Source organism: Marinobacter sp. SS5-14b, from assembly GCF_030541005.1.
Taxonomy (GTDB): Bacteria; Pseudomonadota; Gammaproteobacteria; order Pseudomonadales; family Oleiphilaceae; genus Marinobacter.
In genome coordinates this window covers 341,584-357,742 of sequence record NZ_JASSVM010000004.1, presented here as the reverse complement: position 1 = coordinate 357,742, position 16,159 = coordinate 341,584, and the positions used below count along the sequence as shown (strand labels likewise).

Here is a 16,159-nt window from a genome sequence, read left to right as displayed (position 1 = left end):
CGGAAGGCCAGCTTTTCAGGTAAGGGGTCTGGTCGCTCAGGCGCCTTTTCGGGGAATGCTCTTAACGCCTTCGCTGGTGCCCAGCAGCAGCAGGTCTGCCGGGCGGTGGGCGAACAGGCCATTAGTGACCACGCCGACGATGTTGTTCAGTTTTTCTTCCACCTGGATCGGGCGGGAGATGTCCAGGTTGTGGATGTCGATGATGATGTTGCCGTTGTCGGTGGTTACACCGTCCCGATATACCGGGTCACCGCCGAGCTTCACGATTTCCCGGCCAACGTGGCTTCGGGCCATGGGAATGACTTCAACCGGTAGCGGAAAGTCGCCGAGAATGCCCACCATTTTTGAGTCATCAGCAATGCAGATGAAGGTCTTGGCCACCGCGGCTACGATCTTTTCCCGGGTAAGTGCTGCGCCGCCGCCTTTGATCAGTTCAAGCCGCTCGTTGGTTTCATCTGCGCCGTCCACGTAGAACTCGAGTTCGTCAATCGCGTTCAGGTCATACACCGGAATGCCATGACGCTTCAGGCGCTCGGCAGTTGCTTCGGAGCTGGCGACGGCGCCGTCAAAATCGTTTTTGTATTCAGCCAGAAAGTCGATGAAAAAGTTGGCTGTGCTGCCAGTACCGACGCCGACAATGCTTTTGCGTTCCAGGTGTGGGGCGATGTAATCCACTGCAGCCTTGGCAACGGCTTTTTTCAGTTCGTCCTGAGTCATGACGGCGCTCCGGGAGAGATCGGATGAATTTGCCGACATTATACGCGCGCAGTGGCTCTGCTTATAGACGGCTACCGTGCAAAGTTTCTACACTGTGGGTTTTTCCACGCCAATCACTAACCAGCAACCGGAACCATCATGCCGCAACGCTATATCAAGAAGATTCTCGATGCGCGGGTCTATGACGTCGCCATCGAAACACCGCTGACTGAAGCCCGTAGCCTGTCCAAGCGCTTTGGTAACAATATTTTGCTCAAGCGCGAAGACCTTCAGCCGGTGTTTTCCTTCAAGATTCGTGGCGCCTACAACCGGATTGCGCAGCTATCTGAAGAGCAGAAAGCCAAAGGAGTGATTTGCGCGTCTGCCGGTAACCATGCCCAGGGTGTAGCGTTGGCCGCCAAGAAACTGGGTATCAAGGCTGTGATTGTGATGCCGCAGACCACACCTGAGATCAAGGTGCGCTCGGTACGGGACCATGGTGCGCGGGTCGTTCTTAAAGGAGATGCCTTTGATGAGGCCGCCACCCATGCCCAGGAGCTGATCCAGAAACACGGCTATACCTACATTCCGCCCTACGACGACCCGGATGTCATTGCCGGCCAGGGCACGGTGGCCATGGAGATCATGTGGCAGTTCAGCAAGCCGATCCACGCCATCTTTATCTGTGTGGGCGGCGGCGGCTTGATTGCGGGCATGGCGGCCTATATCAAGTACTTACGTCCCGAGATTAAAGTGATCGGGGTTGAGCCGGAGGATTCCAATTGCTTGCAGGCTGCGTTGGCGGCGGGAGAGCGGGTGATTCTCGACGAAGTGGGCATCTTTGCCGACGGCGTGGCGGTCAAACAGATCGGCGAGTACCCCTGGGAAATCTGTAAGGATTACGTGGACGAAGTGATCACGGTATCCACCGATGAAATCTGCGCGGCCATCAAGGATGTGTTCGAAGATACCCGTTCCATCGCCGAGCCCGCGGGCGCCCTGGGCGTCGCCGGCATCAAGAAGTACATCGAGCGGGAGCAGATCGAAAACGAAAACCTGATTGCCACGCTCAGCGGCGCAAACATGAACTTTGACAGGCTGCGCTACATCTCCGAACGCACGGAAATCGGTGAGAAGCGGGAAGCGATTCTTGCGGTCACCATCCCGGAAAAACCCGGCGCGTTCAAAACGTTCATCAATGCCCTGCACAAGCGCAGCATCACCGAATTCAACTATCGTTACTCGGACTCGGAGAGCGCCACCATCTTTGTTGGCATCCAGATTCAGGCGGGTGGCCATGGCCGGGAAGAGCTGGTGCAGGACCTTCGTGAAACCGGCTATTCGGTGATCGATCTCACAGACAGCGATATGGCGAAACAGCACATCCGCCACATGGTGGGTGGCCACGCACCGTCTATCGACAATGAGGTGGTGTTCCAGTTCGAGTTCCCCGAACGTCCGGGCGCCCTGTTGAAATTCCTGATGTCCCTCGGCACCCGCTGGAACATCTCGCTGTTCCACTACCGCAACCACGGTGCTGCATACAGCCGCGTACTGCTGGGGGCGCAGGTGAACGAGAATGAGATTCCGGATTTTGAAAAGATGCTGGAGAAGGTGGGTTTCCGCTACGAAAACATGACAGATAACGAAGCTTACCGATTGTTCCTCGGCGCCGGGAACGGAAGCAGCAGCGCGAGGTAGAAACCGGGCCGATCACCTAAGTAGAAGCAGGGGGTGGAGGGGCTTTCCGAAACTGTGCGGAGCCATGGATGGCGGAGCCCAAGCGTCACATGGATGTGCCGAAGGAGCGTGTTTAGGAAAGCCCCTCCATCCCCTGCTTCGGCGAACCCCGGGAGATCAGGAAGCCCGGTTTCGGTCATCTTTCTGCAGTTCAAAAGGCCCACAAAATAACCCTTACATAACTGTAACGAGTCAAAAATTGTAAAATTGAAGTTACGTGTTAGTCTTTCGTCTAATTCTTGGAGTAAAGAGCAGTCGTCTGATTTTCCAGCTAATTAATTCTGAAAAAGCAGGAACACGTGTCATGGATCGCAAGCCGGATATCATTCGTGCCATTGTGCTGATTTTTGCTGTCGGCCTTGTCATCACAGGCTTTACGTCTATCCAGGCATCTGAAGACAAACGCTCCTTTCGAGAGGTCCCTGTGACCAGTTTTGTTCAGTCAGCCGGTCAGCGCCTGAATCGATAATTACGCCTATCGGTGACCACCGCATGGAGTGGAACGTCCCAAGGCTCGATCGGCAATGATGATACCTTCTGAAACTCATGGGCCAGACCGATCAGCTTAGGCGCCATAGACGGTCGTAGCCTGCTGAACGCAAAGGTACGGTCATAGAACCCGCCACCCATACCAAGCCTGCCCCCTTGCTCGTCAAAACCTACCAGCGGAAACAGCACCGCATCCAAAGCCCATGCCGGCCTGCGTCTCGATTTCGGGAAAGGGGGTTCAGGAATGCCAAAGCGATTTGCTGTCAGTTCAACGCCATCATAGTAGCGACTGAACACCAGTTTGCCCGGATAGATCGGGTGCAGGATCGGCAGGTAAAACTGTATGCCCTTGCGCCGACCAAGCTTGATGTAAAGTTGGGGGTCAATCTCGCCGTCGTTGGCCAGGTAGATGCCAATGTGCTGTGCGCGGTGCAGATCCGGGTGTGTCAGCAAATTCAGCGCCAGGCGCTCCGATGCGGCTTGTTGCTGCTCAAACGATAAAGCGCGGCGTTTGCCTCGCAACTGCTTGCGCAATTCGCTTCTGGAAAGACGGTCGGGATGGGATTCAAACGGTTTCGGAGGGTGGATCTGACTCAAAATAAAGCTTCCCGGGCTGCCGTTATCGGATGTAGCCCTTGAACCCAAAGTTCAAGGTCGGTGGCCGCTGTGACATATTAGGCTTTCCCCCGTGGGGGACATGCTCACAATGCCCTGAAGTGGCCACCTGGGTAATGCGCATCGGCTCGAGGACGTACCCGACCAGCGAACAGCCCAGGAAGTTGAACCATTATAGGGGTAGGGCCGGGGCCGATTGCAACCCCAATTCCGGTATCTTTGTGTAATCAGTTACCGGAGGGTTCACCCAACGCTTTGTCCAGGCGGTCATCCATGGCGCGGAGGATGGTGCTGGTTGCACCAGACATGGTATCCCGCTCAAGGAGTGCGTGAGTGATGTTCAGTGCTGCCATTACGGCAATGCGCTCGGTGCCGAATACCTTGCCGCTGGAGCGGATCTCCCGCATTTTTCCGTCCAGGTGCCGGGCGGCTCTCAGTAAGGCCTCCTGCTCTTCTTCCGGGCAGGCTACCAGGTATTCCTTGTCGAGAATCCGGACCTCGACCGTGGTTGACTGCTGTGACATCAGTGGTGCTCCAGTGCCCGGAGGCGGCCAATCATGGCTTCAATCTTGTTTTTGGCAAGATCGTTTTTGTGCATAAGCTGGGCCCGTTCGCGATTCCAATCGTCTTGCAGTTCGCGTAGCAAGGCGTTGTCTTTCTCGAGCTTTTCAGTGTATGCGATCAGTTTGTCCAGCTTGTCCGCTAATGCCTGTACTTCGGACTGTTCCATGACGTGCTCGATATGAGTAATTTGGATGCCAGTAACTATAAGTGCCCGCACCAATACGGTCAATTTACCGCATTGTCATGGCGCGGGCTCCGTGAAGTGTGTCACCTTTGGAGGCAGGTCAGCCACCGCCATCACTACCGAAGCCCTGCTTCCGGTTTTGCCGCCAGTGACTCCACGCGGGTAGCAGTGAAATGAGCAGGGCGGCGACCGGCACCGAAGCCAGCAGCAGCCATTCGTTCGCGCTCAGAGCCCGAAGGCTGATCTGGATGCCATACTGAGACAGCAGCCATGGACTGAGGCCGGCGACAGCGCCTGCCCCGACAAACAGGGCCAGGCCGCTGGCAGCCAGCGCTAATACTGTGCATTCAAGGCTGTACAGGGATGCAATCAGCCCCGACGATGCCCCGACCGCCCGCAGCACCGCGACCTCTCGCTGGCGCTGAGCCTGGATGGTCAGGAGTACGGCAATCAGGCCGGTCAGGCTGGTCGCCACCACAAATACACTGATGCCCAGCAAGGCTTTCTCAAACTGCCCCATCATCCGCCACAGCTCACTCAGTGCGACGCCAGGCAGAATGGCAGACAGTGGTTCCGGCTGAAACTGGTTCAGCTCCCTTTGTAGCTGGAAGGTCTGTATGGGGTTTTGGAGCCCGATGAACACCGCAGTTATGGCATCCGGGGTGAATGACCGGTCTTTTGCGGTGTCGGCAGACAGGGTTCTGCCCGGGATGGCCACGCCGGACTCCCAGCCCACATGCATGGCTTCCATTGCGTCCAGGCTGATATAAACCGCCTGGTCGACCGGGGTGCCGGTGGCGGCCAGCGCGCCAGACACCCGGAACGGCAGATCTGTATGGTTGGAAAAACTGGTGCGGCCGCCGCCGTGGGAAAGCACAATCTGGTCGCCTACCTGGTGGTCCAGCTCTTTGGCGACACCCGAGCCCAGCACCACATCGAACCGTTCGCCAAACCATTCGCCTTGAGCCAGGTTAAGGCTGTTATCGTTGCCGTATTGAAACCGCTCCAGAAATTGGTCATTCGTGCTCACGACCCGGTAGCCCCTATAGCTGTCGCCCAGTGAAACAGGAATGGCCCAGTCAACGCGCTGATCCTGCGCCAGGCTTTGATAGGTCTCCCAGCGAATGTTGTTGGTGGCGTCACCTATGTGAAATACCGTGTACAGCAACAGGTTCAGCTGGCCGCTGCGGGCGCCAACGATCAGGTCGGTGCCGGTGATGGTGCTGGTAAAGGACTGTCGGATTTCGGTGCGCAGATACTGGATGCCAAACAGCAGGGTTACGCTGAGTGTCAATGTCAGGCAGACCAGAGCCAGTACCTTCCGGCGGTACCACAGACTGGCTGTTGCCAGAGATAGGGCGAGGCGAACCCGGCTCACGCTTCGTTCTCCAGGGCCAGTTGCTGGTGGAAGTGACGGGCGAGACTTTGGTCGTGGCTGACAAATACCACGGAACAGTGGCGCTGGTCTGCCAGTGTCAGCAGCAGATCCAGAAACCGGTCACGGTTGTCGGTATCCAGGGCTGACGTTGGCTCGTCCGCCAGGATGATTTCGGGTGCACCAATCAGGGCCCGGGCGGCGGCTACCCGTTGCTGTTGGCCGATGGACATGTCGGTCACGTTCCGGTGCCAGAGGTACTCGGGAATGGCCAGTTGGCCCAACAGTTCGACTCCGGCGGCCCTGGCATCCGGCTTAGCCTTGGTTCGTCGCGAGACGGATAACTGGCAGGGCAGGATCACATTGGCCAGAGCGCTCAGGTAGGGCACCAGATTAAACTGCTGGAAGATCACGCCAAGGTGGTCAGCGCGGAACCGGTCCCGAGAACTTGCTTTCAGGGTCCCGAGGCTCTGGCCCAGTATGTCGACCGTGCCTGACTCGGGCACCATCATGCCCGACAGCATGCTCAGCAGGGTGCTTTTCCCGGTGCCGCTGGGGCCATGCAGAAACAGGTGTTCGCCTTGCTGCAGCTGAATATTCGGAAAGCTAAGAGTACGGCTTTGGCCTGGCCAGCGGAACCGGAGCTGACGGGTTTCTATGGCCGGAGGTGCAGAGGGGTTGTGTGCTGTCCTGGTGCTCATATCCGTATCGTCAGTACCGTTGTATGATGGCGGCAGTTGAGTGTGCTATCCCAATCGGAGCCAAAGTTCATGCCAGTTTATTCGAAATGCCGGGCAGTGATTGCGAGCCTCGGGCCGCTGTTGCTGTTGGTATCATCATTTGCCCTGGCGCAACCCCGGGAAATTGACTGGCTCGAACTGATGCCGGCGGAAGATCTCGCGCTGCTGGAGAGTATGCCGGAAATAGAACATGAAGGAGACGGTCCGCCACTGTTGCCGGATGAAATTATGACCGGCCGGGTGGTGCCTGAAATGGACAATGTAGACGGACGTATTCCGGGTTTTGTGGTGCCCCTGAAAACAACCAATGATATGCGCATTCTTGAGTTCTTCCTGGTGCCGTATTACGGGGCCTGCATCCACGTACCTCCGCCGCCACCTAACCAGATTATTCATGTGAAATACAGTGAAGGCTTTACCCTTGAGGCGCTGTATGACCCGGTCTGGATTGAGGGCAAAATCGTTATCGAGCGAACGGAGAACGACATCGGCGCGTCTTCTTACTCGATCACAGCAACATCGGTACAGCCATACACCGAGTAAGTTTACTGGCCCGGGTGAAAACGGTTCTGGCCACGGCTCAGGCGTGCGCTCCCCTGGCCCTGCGGGCCGACCCATTGCACGCTGAGTTGCTCCATAGCCGGAAACCGTTCCAGCAAGCCTGTTTCGAATAGCGCAGAATCCTGCAGCCCGGGGCAGCGCAGGCTCTGGGCGATTTCCATGTCGCCATGGCCGGCGCCCTGTTGGGGGCTATCTTCATGGTGATGGTCGTGTTCATGGATTTGCCCCTGCCCCCAGTCTGCATGGAGGTTGGCGGCCACGGGGAAACACTGGCCGTCGGTGGTGTTCACGGCTGCAGTTTGTTGCAGCCACTGGGTGATGGAATCGATAGCAGCCTGCTGCTCTGGCGTTTCGGGGCGATGTTCAAAGCCTGCCAGGTTGTAGGCCGGTGACTGCAGCAGCAGTTCGATTTGTTCCCCGTCGATGACTAGCTGCAATTGAGCCCGTCCATGTTGGTGGGCCGCAGGGTTTTGCTGGGACAGTGCTGGCCCGGCTGACAGCCCGAGTACAAGGATGGATGAAATCAGGGTGTTCTGGGTTTTCATGGGGCGCCCATGTCTGTTTTGATATGTTATAACATTTTCGGCTCATGGCAGGCTAAAAGCAAGTCTGGGCGCGTCCGGCAGTGCCAGCGCTGCGCCGGAATGCTAGGATATGGCCTCAAATTTCTTTGGAGTGTCTGGAGTCGCCCGGGCATTCCCCCGATACAGGAAAAGACTGTTTCATGTCTGAAACCGATACTTCAGCTGCTGCCCGAGCTGCCGAGTTTGAACGCTGGGCCAATGTGTTTACGGCCCATAAGGCGTTCAGCCATCCCTCTGAACTGCACGGTGCGCTTTGTGGTCGGTTGGCAGCCGGCGCCCGTATTCAGGAGCAGGACTGGCTGGCTGTGGCTTGCGAACATATGGGCCTGGCCGAGCAGGCGTTGGAGGAATCCGATGATCTGGGGGCCTTCATGAATGACGTGTACGAGAAAACACTGGGCCAATTGCGGTCTTCCGAGATGAGTTTTCAGCCGCTGCTTCCGGACGACGATTATGCCATCGAGCAGCGCCTGGAAGCGTTGATCGCCTGGGTTCGCGGTTTTCTCGAAGGCATGGCTGTTGCGGCGGGCGCGGCTCTTGGCCAGGCGCCGGACGAAATTCGTGAGCTGATCGAAGATATGGTCGCCATCAGCCAGCTGTCGGAAGATGAAGAGTCCGACGAAGAAAGCGAGCAGCAACTGCTGGAAATCACCGAGTACGTTCGCCTCGGTGCCCTGGCGGTTTTTACCGAATTCAATGAGCCGGAAAAACCGGCTGGCAACACGCCGACCCTGCACTGATCAGGAGACACCATGGCTTCAATGATCCCCGTAAAAGAGTTTGCCGAGCGTCGCCGCAAGTTGATGCAGCTGATGGCGCCCGACAGCATTGCCATCCTGCCTGCAGCTCCGGAACGTTCCAGAAACCGGGACGTACTGCACCCGTTCCGCCAGGACAGTGATTTTCAGTACCTGACCGGGTTTGGCGAGTCGGAAGCTGTGCTGGCGCTGATTCCCGGCCGTGAACACGGTGAGGCCGTTCTTTTCTGTAAAGAGCGAAATCCGGCTAAGGAGCTCTGGGACGGGTTTTTGGTGGGTCCCGAGGGAGCCATTGAACGGTACGGACTGGACGATGCGTTTCCAATCGCCGATATCGATGACATCCTGCCCGGAATGATCGAAGGCCGAAGCCGGGTTTATTACCCCCTGGGTAAAGACCCGGCATTCGATACGCGGGTGATGGATTGGGTAAAAGTGATCCGCAGCAAGGTGAAAGCGGGCGCCCACCCCCCGGGCGAGTTTGTGGCGCTTGAGCATGTGTTGCATGACTTGCGGCTATACAAAAGTGCCGCTGAAGTGAAAGTCATGGCGAAAGCGGGCGAGATCAGTGCCGAGGCGCACTGCCGGGCGATGAAACGGGCCCGTCGTGGTGGCCATGAATACAACCTTGAAGCCGAGCTGATCCATACCTTCATGGAGCATGGGGCCCGCTCAACAGCCTACCCGTCCATTGTCGGTAGTGGCGCCAACGGCTGTATTCTTCATTACATCGAAAATGCGGCTCCGCTGAAGGACGGCGACCTGGTGTTGATTGACGCGGGCTGTGAACTGGAGTGCTACGCCTCAGACATCACCCGCACGTTCCCGGTCAGCGGTAAATTCAGCCCGGAGCAGAAGGCACTCTACGAGGTGGTGCTGGCAGCTCAGTATGCAGCCATTGAAGCGGTACGCCCCGGCAATCACTGGAACCACTCCCACGAAGCCGCGCTGAAGGTGCTGACCCAGGGCCTGATTGATCTTGGCCTGCTGTCGGGCAGCGTTGAGAAGGCCATCGCCGAGGAAGCTTACAAGCCGTTCTTTATGCACCGCACCGGTCATTGGCTGGGGCTGGATGTTCACGATGTGGGCGATTACAAAGTGGGCGATGCCTGGCGTGAGCTGGAGCCGGGTATGGCGCTGACGGTCGAGCCTGGGCTTTACATTGCACCGGACAACCTGGATGTGGATAAAAAGTGGCGCGGTATCGGTATCCGTATCGAAGACGATGTGGTGGTTACCCGCGAAGGTTGCCGTGTGCTGAGCGATGGCGTACCCAAAACCGTTGCCGAAATCGAAGCCCTGATGGCGAGTTGATACTGTGACTAAAGCCCGGACGGATACCGATCTGATTATCGCCGGTGGCGGCCTTGCCGGCGCGACTCTGGCCCTGGCAGTGGCCCGGCTGGTGCCGGAGCTTCGGGTGACCGTCGTAGAGTCTTTCCCGCTGTCTCCGGACGCTTTGCCGGAAGATTACCAGCCCAGCTACGACGCCCGCTCCACCGCTCTGGCCTGGGGCTCGAGGGTTATTTTTGAGCAACTGGGGCTGTGGTCGGTGCTTTCGGAGCACGCTACGCCGATTCGCCGGATTCATGTATCGGATCGTGGCCGGTTCGGGGCAACCCGGTTGCAAGCGCAAGACCACGGTCAGGATGCGCTGGGCTATGTGGCCGATAACCGCTGGATGGGTCTTTGCCTGATGCGGGCGTTGATGGCAGCAGAGGTTAACTGGCAGGCACCCGCAGAAGTGATGGATATGGTGCCCACCACCGCGGGTGTCAGCGTAAGGGTTCGCCAGAATGGTGAAGAGCGCAGCCTGACCGGGCAATGCCTGGTGGTCGCCGATGGTGGCCGCTCAGGTTTGAGGGAAAAACTGGGGTTCGTCACCCGCACGGAAGATTATGGCCAGAATGCGCTGATCGCGAACGTCTCGACCAGTGAGGTTCACCAGTTTACCGCGTTCGAGCGTTTCACGGACTCAGGCCCCATGGCGTTGCTTCCCCACGGTTCGCCAGCTCAAGCTGAAAACCTCTCTGCCCTGGTCTGGACTCTTGAGGATGATGCCCTGGCGAATCTCCTTGCGTTGTCCGATGACGAAAAGTGCCAGCAGCTGCAGGAGCGTTTTGGCTGGCGGCTCGGCCGCTTCACGCGCATCGGTGAGTGTCATCACTATCCCCTGAAGCTGACCACCGTGGATGAGGCCGTGCGCCCCGGCGTGGCGCTGGTGGGAAATGCGGCCCATGCGCTGCACCCGGTGGCAGGGCAGGGTTTCAACCTGGCCCTGCGTGGCCTGATGACACTGGTGGAACAATTTCGCCGGGCGGTGGATGAGGGTAAGTCCATCGGCGAATTGTCAGTACTTGGGGAATATCAGCGCCTTCATCGCCAGGATTGGCAACACACCGTGCAATTTTCGGATTCCCTGATCCGGGTATTCGGGCAATCCCTGGCGCCCATCGCTTTTGCCCGGGACACCGGCCTCGTGGGGCTGGATCTGCTGCCCGGCGCCAAACGCTGGTTTGCCCGCAAAGCCATGGGCACGGGCGGCCGAAAACCCGTTATTGCATCTGTTAAGCCCGGCAAGGAGCTCGCCCCTGATGACCAGTGATTCCAGTGTTCAGCATTTCGACATCCTGGTAGTGGGTGGCGGCATGATCGGTTCGGCCCTCTCCCTGGGGTTGTCGCAGCAAGGCTGGCGGGTTGGGTTGATTGAGGGGGCGTCGGCAGACGTGTTGCTGGCGCCGCCGGAGCAAGCCTCTGGCGTGGAAGATTTTGAACCCAGAGTCAGCGCCATCTCCCTGGCGAGTGCCCGGCTGCTGGACGACCTGGGCGCCTGGCAGCGGGTGCTCTCGGGAAGGCACTGCAGCTACCGGGAAATGACGGTGTGGGATGGTGACGGCACTGGCCGGATTCATTTTGATGCGGCCGAACTGCATGCCCAATCACTGGGCACCATTGTCGAGAACCGGCACATTGTCCGGGCCCTGTTTGAGGCAATCGCCAACAGCACGGTCACATTAATAGACGGCGCCCGGGTCAGTGGCTGGAGCCGCACCAGCGGGGTGGCGCTGGAAGATGGCCGGCAGGTGACAGCAGAGCTGGTCGTCGGTGCCGATGGGGCCATGTCCAGAATGCGCCAGTGGAGTGGCCTGGCAACCCGTGAGTGGGATTACGACCAGCAAGCCATTGTGTGCAGCGTACGCACCCGCCAGCCCCATCGCTTTACCGCCTGGCAGCGGTTTTCGCCCACCGGGCCCCTGGCCTTTCTGCCCTTGCAGTCGGAAACCGGAGATGACCATTTTTGCTCGATCGTCTGGTCGCAGGACACCCGCGAAGCCCGGCGGTTGATGGCGCTTGAACCCGAGGCTTTCCGCCGAGAACTTGAAGCCGCCATTGAGCGGGAGCTGGGGGAGGTTGTTGCGGTCTCTCAACGCTTTGCGTTTCCGCTTCGCCAGCGCCACGCCAAAGATTACGTGGCGAATGGGCTGGCGCTGGTGGGTGATGCAGCTCATACCATTCATCCGCTGGCGGGGCAGGGGGCCAACCTGGGTTATGGCGATGTCAGGGCGCTTCTGGAAGAGCTCGGGCGTGCCAGAACTCTCGGCCTGGCGCCGGATGATGCGCTGGTGCTGGCTCGTTATCAACGCCGTCGAAAGGGTGAAAATCTCACCATGATGGCCGCAATGGAAGGCTTCAAACAGTTATTTTCCCGTGACGAACTGCCGATCCGGTGGTTGCGCAATACCGGCATGCGCTGGCTCGACAAGCTGGCACCTCTGAAAAACCGGATCGCCGCAGAGGCAATGGGAACCAGCGAGTAGAACTGACAGGGCGGATTCCGTAAACTTCCCGCCACTGAAACTCATCCTCCACCAGACAAAGGAACTGTTTATGGCTGGCGCCAGCCTTCTTACCCTGCTCGATGACATCGCCACCGTACTGGATGATGTCGCCCTGATGACCAAAACTGCAACCAAAAAAACCGCCGGTGTACTGGGGGATGATCTGGCACTCAACGCCCAGCAGGTGTCTGGTGTAAAACCAGCCCGGGAAATCCCGGTAGTGTGGGCAGTGGCAAAGGGTTCATTTATCAATAAGGCGATCCTGGTGCCGGCGGCCCTGGCCATCAGCTTTTTTGTGCCTTGGCTGATCGTGCCGTTACTGATGCTTGGCGGGGCTTTCCTGTGCTATGAAGGCTTTGAAAAACTGGTTCACAAGGTTCTGCACAAAGAAGAAGAGCAGAAGCATCGGGAAGATCTCCGGGAAGCCCTGAAAAAGCCGGAGGTGGACCTGAAAGCCGTTGAAAAAGACAAAATCAAAGGCGCCATTCGTACCGACTTTATCCTCTCGGCAGAGATCATCGCCATTACCCTCGGCACGGTGGCAGACAAAAGCTTCGGCATGCAGTTTGCGGTGCTGACGGTGGTGGCGCTGATGGTCACCGTGGGGGTTTATGGCCTGGTAGCGGGTATTGTGAAGCTCGACGATGCCGGCCTCTATTTGAGCCAGAAAGCGAATGCGTTAGCACAAAACGTGGGGCAGGCCATACTGTGGCTGGCACCCTGGATGATGAAAACCCTGTCGGTGCTTGGCACCATCGCCATGTTTCTGGTGGGTGGCGGCATTCTGACGCACGGCATTCCGGCGGTCTACGAGGCCATTCACCATGTTGCCGGCATGCTTTCCTCGGTGCCGGAGGTGCTGGTGACCACTCTGGGGGATGGCGTATTCGGTTTGCTGGCGGGTGGTCTGTTGGTTGCGGTGATTACGCCGATACTCAAGCTGTGGCAGAAGCGAAACGCTTAAAGGCAGCCATCATACAACCGGCTGACCAGCACCGGCACGGCAGTTTCCACGCGCAGGATGCGTGGGCCAAGGTGCACGCTCTGGCAGCCGGCTTCTTCCAGTTTTCCCACTTCGTAATCGGTAAACCCACCTTCCGGGCCAATGCACAGAGCTGCGGGCTCAGAAAGGTGTGTGGGGCAGGGCGTGGCCATGCCCGGATGGGCCACCAGGGCGCGTTTACCCACCAGCAGGGCCGGCAGTTCGTCTTCCACGAAGGGTTTGAATAACTTGCGGATGTGCACCCGGGGCATGGCGGTATCTTTGGCCTGCTCCAGCCCGAGGGTCAGGTTCTCCCGGAGGTTGTCTTCCGACAGCCAGGGCGTCTGCCAGAAGCTCTTTTCGACCTTGTAGCTGTTGATCAGCCAGATATCCTTTACGCCCAGCGACGCGCAGGTTTGCAGCACCCGGCGGAACATCTTCGGGCGCGGCATGGCGAGGATAAGGGTTAGTGGCAGGGGCGCGGGAGCTTTCTGGTTCAGGTTCACCTGAAGTTCCGCTTCACTGTCGGTCAGCCTGAGCACGTCGCCATGGCCCATGGCACCATTTACCCTGCCCACGGGAATGCGGTCACCGGCGCAGGCCTTCAGTACGGTGTTCAGGTGTTCAAGACGGCGTCCGCGCAGCAGCACCCTGTCCGGGCTGAGGAAGTCTTCGTCAAAAAGTAACGCCAGATTCATCAGGCTTCGGGCTCGCCTTCGGCGTCATCCTGTCTTTGCCGGTACGCCAGGCGGCCAAAGAGTATGCCGAACTCGAACAGAATCCACATGGGCACGGCCAGCAGGGTCTGAGAGATGATGTCCGGGGGGGTCAGCAGCATACCGATGATGAAGCAGCCCACCACCACGTAGGGGCGCTTGGCCGCCAGATCCTGGGGTGTGGTGGCGCCCGTCAGGATCAGCAACACCGTGGCAATCGGGATTTCAAAGGCGACGCCGAAGGCAAAGAACATTTTCAGAACAAAGTTCAGGTAGCTGGTGATGTCTGGCAGTTCCACAATGCCTTCCGGGCCGATGGCGGTAAAGAACCCGAACACCAAAGGAAAAACCACAAAGTAGGCGAAGGCGGCCCCGCCGTAAAACAGAATGACGGAGGTGAATAACAGTGGAAACGCCAGGCGTTTTTCATGAGCGTACAGGCCGGGCGCGATAAAGCTCCAAAGTTGGTAGAGAATGACGGGAATGGCGGCAAAGACCGCCAGCACCAGAGCCAGCTTCAGGGGAGCGAAAAAGGGCGAGGTAATGTCGGTGGCAATCATCATCTGGCCAACCGGCAGCAGCTCTCGCAGGGGCTGAGACAGCAGCAGATAGAGTTCGTTGGCAAACGGGTAGATGACGGCAAAGCAGATAATGACGGCCAGCACCATTTTGAGCAGTCGGTTACGCAGCTCGAGCAGGTGCTCGATCAGGGGCATCTCCTGTTGCTCAGGCGGTGTCTGGTTGCCGGCAGGTGCTGAACTCATGAACGGTTATCCGGTGAACTCGCGGGTGCTTGGTCAGCGTTGGTACCAGGCTGATTGGCCGGGGTTGTGGTTGCGTCCGGTTCGGCGCCGCCATTGCTGTCCGAATCCTGGGCTTGAGCTACGCGCCGGGTCGCGGGGGCAGGCCGCGGCTTACGGGTCTCGCTGTCCGGAAGAATCATGTGCTCGTATTTTTTGGCTTCGTCGAGCGCACCTCGCACGGTCTTGTTTACGTCTTCCAGGCCGACGTCGCCCGCTTTGCGCAATTGCTCACGAAGTTCTTCGGCCTTGAGCTCACGGTCAAGCTCAGAGGTAAACTGGCTCACCATACGACGGGCACCACCAATCCAGCGACCGGCAGCCCGGGCAGCAGTGGGAAGCCGCTCCGGGCCCAGCACGAGCAGCGCGATAATGCCGCAGATCAGCAGTTCAACAAAGCCGATATCAAACATTCAGAGGTTGCTCAGCTCTTCTGCTTTTCCTGGGTTTTTTCGTCGGTCTTGGCCTGTTCCGCCTTCTGACCTTCCAGAATATCTGCTTCGGCTGCTTTGTCGTCATCGTCGTTCATGGATTTTTTGAATCCACGGATGGCGCCGCCCAGGTCCGTGCCGATATTGCGCAGTTTCTTGGTTCCGAACAGCAGGATGACGATGCCGAGTACGATAAGAAGTTGCCAGATACTGATACCCATGAGGGGTCCTCGTTCAATTGTTTCTGTTCCGTGACATTGTACGCCAACCGCGGCCTCTGGCGGAAATCCCCGTTAGGGGTACTCCCTCAGGACTGCCTTGACGCTTTTTCTTCCAGGCCAGACAAATCAAAACGGCTGGCCAGCTCATCTATGACATCTTTCGGGCCCAGGCCGAGCCGGGACAGCATGACCATGCTGTGGAACCACAAGTCGGCTGTTTCGTAGACGACGTCCCGGGTTTCACCGGAGTGTTCAGCGTCTTTCGCGGCCAGCAGGGTTTCCGTGCACTCTTCGCCGACTTTCTCCAAAATCTTGTTCAGCCCCTTTGCATGCAGGCTGGCAACGTAGGAGGTGTCGGGGTCTGCATCTTTTCTGGCTTCGAGCACCTGTGCCAGTCGTTCCAGTACATCACTCACGGTGTCTGCTCCTCACTTACTGCCGTAGATGGCGTTTGGATCTTTCAGTACCGGTTCGGCACTGACCCACTGGCCATTTTTCAGGGTGCGATAAAAACAGCTTCGTCGCCCAGTATGGCAGGCAATGCCGCCTTTTTGTTCCACTTTCAGCAGAATTACATCGGCATCGCAGTCAAGGCGAATATCCCTGAGTAGCTGCTGGTGCCCGGAGCTTTCGCCCTTGCGCCAGAGTTTGCCCCGGGAGCGGGACCAGTACACCGCCTGACCTTCCTCAACGGTTAGCTGGAGCGACTCCCGGTTCATCCAGGCCATCATCAGAATGTCACCGTTGTCGGCATCCTGCGCGATGGCCGGCACCAGGCCTTCGTCCGTCCAGCGGATCTCGTCGAGCCAGTCAGGCTGTACGACGTTAGCGGGGGAATCTTGCATTTTTGTGAATCCTGAAAAT

Annotated in this window: 21 protein-coding genes and 1 other RNA gene; 8 read left to right on the top strand and 14 right to left on the bottom strand. The window is 58.2% G+C overall.

Features of this window, described 5'->3' with window-relative positions:
- Nucleotides 1-36: 36 nt before the first annotated feature.
- Nucleotides 37-717 (bottom strand): ribose-5-phosphate isomerase RpiA, encoded by a 681-nt coding sequence (gene rpiA / locus QPL95_RS11645; RefSeq protein WP_303291135.1) that lies wholly within the window; start codon nt 715-717, stop codon nt 37-39.
- 138 nt (nt 718-855) lie between these two features.
- On the opposite strand from rpiA, the gene ilvA reads away from it, so the two are divergent.
- Together ilvA and QPL95_RS11635 are read left to right on the top strand one after the other, a co-directional pair.
- Nucleotides 856-2,397 (top strand): threonine ammonia-lyase, biosynthetic, encoded by a 1,542-nt coding sequence (gene ilvA, locus QPL95_RS11640; RefSeq protein ID WP_303291134.1) that lies wholly within the window; start codon nt 856-858, stop codon nt 2,395-2,397.
- A gap of 343 nt (nt 2,398-2,740) precedes the next feature.
- Nucleotides 2,741-2,905, top strand: a complete 165-nt coding sequence (locus QPL95_RS11635; RefSeq protein WP_303291133.1) for a hypothetical protein — start codon at nt 2,741-2,743, stop codon at nt 2,903-2,905.
- Here the strand turns inward: QPL95_RS11635 and QPL95_RS11630 are convergent.
- From QPL95_RS11630 to QPL95_RS11605, 6 genes are all read right to left on the bottom strand, one after another.
- Nucleotides 2,887-3,522 (bottom strand): 5-formyltetrahydrofolate cyclo-ligase, encoded by a 636-nt coding sequence (locus QPL95_RS11630; RefSeq protein ID WP_303291132.1) that lies wholly within the window; start codon nt 3,520-3,522, stop codon nt 2,887-2,889. The two genes, QPL95_RS11635 and QPL95_RS11630, sit on opposite strands and share 19 nt — an antisense overlap.
- Before the next feature lie 4 nt (nt 3,523-3,526).
- A non-coding RNA gene (gene ssrS / locus QPL95_RS11625) (6S RNA) lies at nt 3,527-3,706 on the bottom strand.
- Nucleotides 3,707-3,767: 61 nt separating this feature from the next.
- A complete protein-coding gene (locus QPL95_RS11620) occupies nt 3,768-4,064 on the bottom strand; it encodes a cell division protein ZapA (RefSeq protein WP_303291131.1) in 297 nt (98 codons plus the stop codon).
- A complete protein-coding gene (locus QPL95_RS11615) occupies nt 4,064-4,270 on the bottom strand; it encodes a TIGR02449 family protein (protein WP_303291130.1) in 207 nt (68 codons plus the stop codon). The genes QPL95_RS11620 and QPL95_RS11615 overlap by 1 nt, the downstream gene beginning before the upstream one ends.
- Nucleotides 4,271-4,388: 118 nt before the next feature.
- Entirely contained in the window at nt 4,389-5,666 is a 1,278-nt protein-coding gene (locus tag QPL95_RS11610) for an ABC transporter permease (RefSeq protein WP_303291129.1), read from the bottom strand.
- A complete protein-coding gene (locus QPL95_RS11605; RefSeq protein ID WP_303291128.1) occupies nt 5,663-6,364 on the bottom strand; it encodes an ABC transporter ATP-binding protein in 702 nt (233 codons plus the stop codon). The genes QPL95_RS11610 and QPL95_RS11605 overlap by 4 nt, the downstream gene beginning before the upstream one ends.
- A 69-nt stretch (nt 6,365-6,433) precedes the next feature.
- Between QPL95_RS11605 and QPL95_RS11600 the strand changes: the two genes are divergently transcribed.
- Nucleotides 6,434-6,946 (top strand): DUF3299 domain-containing protein, encoded by a 513-nt coding sequence (locus QPL95_RS11600; RefSeq protein ID WP_303291127.1) that lies wholly within the window; start codon nt 6,434-6,436, stop codon nt 6,944-6,946.
- A 2-nt stretch (nt 6,947-6,948) separates the two neighbouring features.
- On the opposite strand, the gene QPL95_RS11595 is transcribed toward QPL95_RS11600, so the two are convergent.
- Nucleotides 6,949-7,509 carry a DUF2796 domain-containing protein gene (locus tag QPL95_RS11595; RefSeq protein WP_303291126.1) on the bottom strand — a complete coding sequence of 187 codons (561 nt, stop codon included), beginning with the start codon at nt 7,507-7,509 and terminating at the stop codon, nt 6,949-6,951.
- 179 nt (nt 7,510-7,688) lie between these two features.
- On the opposite strand from QPL95_RS11595, the gene QPL95_RS11590 reads away from it, so the two are divergent.
- From QPL95_RS11590 to QPL95_RS11570, 5 genes are all read left to right on the top strand, one after another.
- Nucleotides 7,689-8,288 carry a UPF0149 family protein gene (locus QPL95_RS11590; protein ID WP_303291125.1) on the top strand — a complete coding sequence of 200 codons (600 nt, stop codon included), beginning with the start codon at nt 7,689-7,691 and terminating at the stop codon, nt 8,286-8,288.
- Between the two features lie 12 nt (nt 8,289-8,300).
- A complete protein-coding gene (gene pepP, locus QPL95_RS11585) occupies nt 8,301-9,620 on the top strand; it encodes a Xaa-Pro aminopeptidase (RefSeq protein ID WP_303291124.1) in 1,320 nt (439 codons plus the stop codon).
- Between the two features lie 4 nt (nt 9,621-9,624).
- Nucleotides 9,625-10,911: a 2-octaprenyl-6-methoxyphenyl hydroxylase gene (ubiH, locus tag QPL95_RS11580; protein ID WP_303291123.1), complete on the top strand. Its 1,287-nt coding sequence runs from the start codon at nt 9,625-9,627 to the stop codon at nt 10,909-10,911.
- The gene (locus QPL95_RS11575; RefSeq protein ID WP_303291122.1) at nt 10,901-12,124 is read left to right on the top strand and encodes a UbiH/UbiF/VisC/COQ6 family ubiquinone biosynthesis hydroxylase; all 1,224 of its coding nucleotides are present in this window, start codon (nt 10,901-10,903) and stop codon (nt 12,122-12,124) included. The genes ubiH and QPL95_RS11575 overlap by 11 nt, the downstream gene beginning before the upstream one ends.
- 70 nt (nt 12,125-12,194) lie before the next feature.
- Nucleotides 12,195-13,109, top strand: coding sequence for a DUF808 domain-containing protein (locus tag QPL95_RS11570; protein ID WP_303291121.1), 915 nt, complete (start codon nt 12,195-12,197; stop codon nt 13,107-13,109).
- Here the strand turns inward: QPL95_RS11570 and QPL95_RS11565 are convergent.
- The 6 genes from QPL95_RS11565 to hisI form a co-directional block, all read right to left on the bottom strand.
- Nucleotides 13,106-13,825 (bottom strand): 16S rRNA (uracil(1498)-N(3))-methyltransferase, encoded by a 720-nt coding sequence (locus QPL95_RS11565; protein WP_303291120.1) that lies wholly within the window; start codon nt 13,823-13,825, stop codon nt 13,106-13,108. The two genes, QPL95_RS11570 and QPL95_RS11565, sit on opposite strands and share 4 nt — an antisense overlap.
- On the bottom strand, nt 13,825-14,607 hold the full coding sequence (gene tatC / locus QPL95_RS11560) for a twin-arginine translocase subunit TatC (protein ID WP_303291119.1): 783 nt from the start codon (nt 14,605-14,607) through the stop codon (nt 13,825-13,827). The genes QPL95_RS11565 and tatC overlap by 1 nt, the downstream gene beginning before the upstream one ends.
- The gene (gene tatB / locus QPL95_RS11555) at nt 14,604-15,056 is read right to left on the bottom strand and encodes a Sec-independent protein translocase protein TatB (protein ID WP_303291118.1); all 453 of its coding nucleotides are present in this window, start codon (nt 15,054-15,056) and stop codon (nt 14,604-14,606) included. The genes tatC and tatB overlap by 4 nt, the downstream gene beginning before the upstream one ends.
- Before the next feature lie 11 nt (nt 15,057-15,067).
- The gene (tatA, locus tag QPL95_RS11550) at nt 15,068-15,295 is read right to left on the bottom strand and encodes a Sec-independent protein translocase subunit TatA (protein WP_303291117.1); all 228 of its coding nucleotides are present in this window, start codon (nt 15,293-15,295) and stop codon (nt 15,068-15,070) included.
- An 86-nt stretch (nt 15,296-15,381) separates the two neighbouring features.
- The gene (locus tag QPL95_RS11545) at nt 15,382-15,711 is read right to left on the bottom strand and encodes a phosphoribosyl-ATP diphosphatase (RefSeq protein ID WP_303291116.1); all 330 of its coding nucleotides are present in this window, start codon (nt 15,709-15,711) and stop codon (nt 15,382-15,384) included.
- A gap of 12 nt (nt 15,712-15,723) precedes the next feature.
- Nucleotides 15,724-16,140 carry a phosphoribosyl-AMP cyclohydrolase gene (hisI, locus tag QPL95_RS11540; protein WP_303291115.1) on the bottom strand — a complete coding sequence of 139 codons (417 nt, stop codon included), beginning with the start codon at nt 16,138-16,140 and terminating at the stop codon, nt 15,724-15,726.
- Nucleotides 16,141-16,159: the final 19 nt, after the last annotated feature.

Bases quoted from the DNA above. Each gene is read 5' to 3' on its own strand.
- rpiA (WP_303291135.1), bottom strand. From the start codon at position 717: ATGACTCAGGACGAACTGAAAAAAGCCGTTGCCAAGGCTGCAGTGGAT.
- ilvA (WP_303291134.1), top strand. From the start codon at position 856: ATGCCGCAACGCTATATCAAGAAGATTCTCGATGCGCGGGTCTATGAC.
- QPL95_RS11635 (WP_303291133.1), top strand. From the start codon at position 2,741: ATGGATCGCAAGCCGGATATCATTCGTGCCATTGTGCTGATTTTTGCT.
- QPL95_RS11620 (WP_303291131.1), bottom strand. From the start codon at position 4,064: ATGTCACAGCAGTCAACCACGGTCGAGGTCCGGATTCTCGACAAGGAA.
- QPL95_RS11615 (WP_303291130.1), bottom strand. From the start codon at position 4,270: ATGGAACAGTCCGAAGTACAGGCATTAGCGGACAAGCTGGACAAACTG.
- QPL95_RS11605 (WP_303291128.1), bottom strand. From the start codon at position 6,364: ATGAGCACCAGGACAGCACACAACCCCTCTGCACCTCCGGCCATAGAA.
- QPL95_RS11600 (WP_303291127.1), top strand. From the start codon at position 6,434: ATGCCAGTTTATTCGAAATGCCGGGCAGTGATTGCGAGCCTCGGGCCG.
- QPL95_RS11595 (WP_303291126.1), bottom strand. From the start codon at position 7,509: ATGAAAACCCAGAACACCCTGATTTCATCCATCCTTGTACTCGGGCTG.
- QPL95_RS11590 (WP_303291125.1), top strand. From the start codon at position 7,689: ATGTCTGAAACCGATACTTCAGCTGCTGCCCGAGCTGCCGAGTTTGAA.
- pepP (WP_303291124.1), top strand. From the start codon at position 8,301: ATGGCTTCAATGATCCCCGTAAAAGAGTTTGCCGAGCGTCGCCGCAAG.
- QPL95_RS11575 (WP_303291122.1), top strand. From the start codon at position 10,901: ATGACCAGTGATTCCAGTGTTCAGCATTTCGACATCCTGGTAGTGGGT.
- QPL95_RS11570 (WP_303291121.1), top strand. From the start codon at position 12,195: ATGGCTGGCGCCAGCCTTCTTACCCTGCTCGATGACATCGCCACCGTA.
- QPL95_RS11565 (WP_303291120.1), bottom strand. From the start codon at position 13,825: ATGAATCTGGCGTTACTTTTTGACGAAGACTTCCTCAGCCCGGACAGG.
- tatC (WP_303291119.1), bottom strand. From the start codon at position 14,607: ATGAGTTCAGCACCTGCCGGCAACCAGACACCGCCTGAGCAACAGGAG.
- tatB (WP_303291118.1), bottom strand. From the start codon at position 15,056: ATGTTTGATATCGGCTTTGTTGAACTGCTGATCTGCGGCATTATCGCG.
- tatA (WP_303291117.1), bottom strand. From the start codon at position 15,295: ATGGGTATCAGTATCTGGCAACTTCTTATCGTACTCGGCATCGTCATC.
- hisI (WP_303291115.1), bottom strand. From the start codon at position 16,140: ATGCAAGATTCCCCCGCTAACGTCGTACAGCCTGACTGGCTCGACGAG.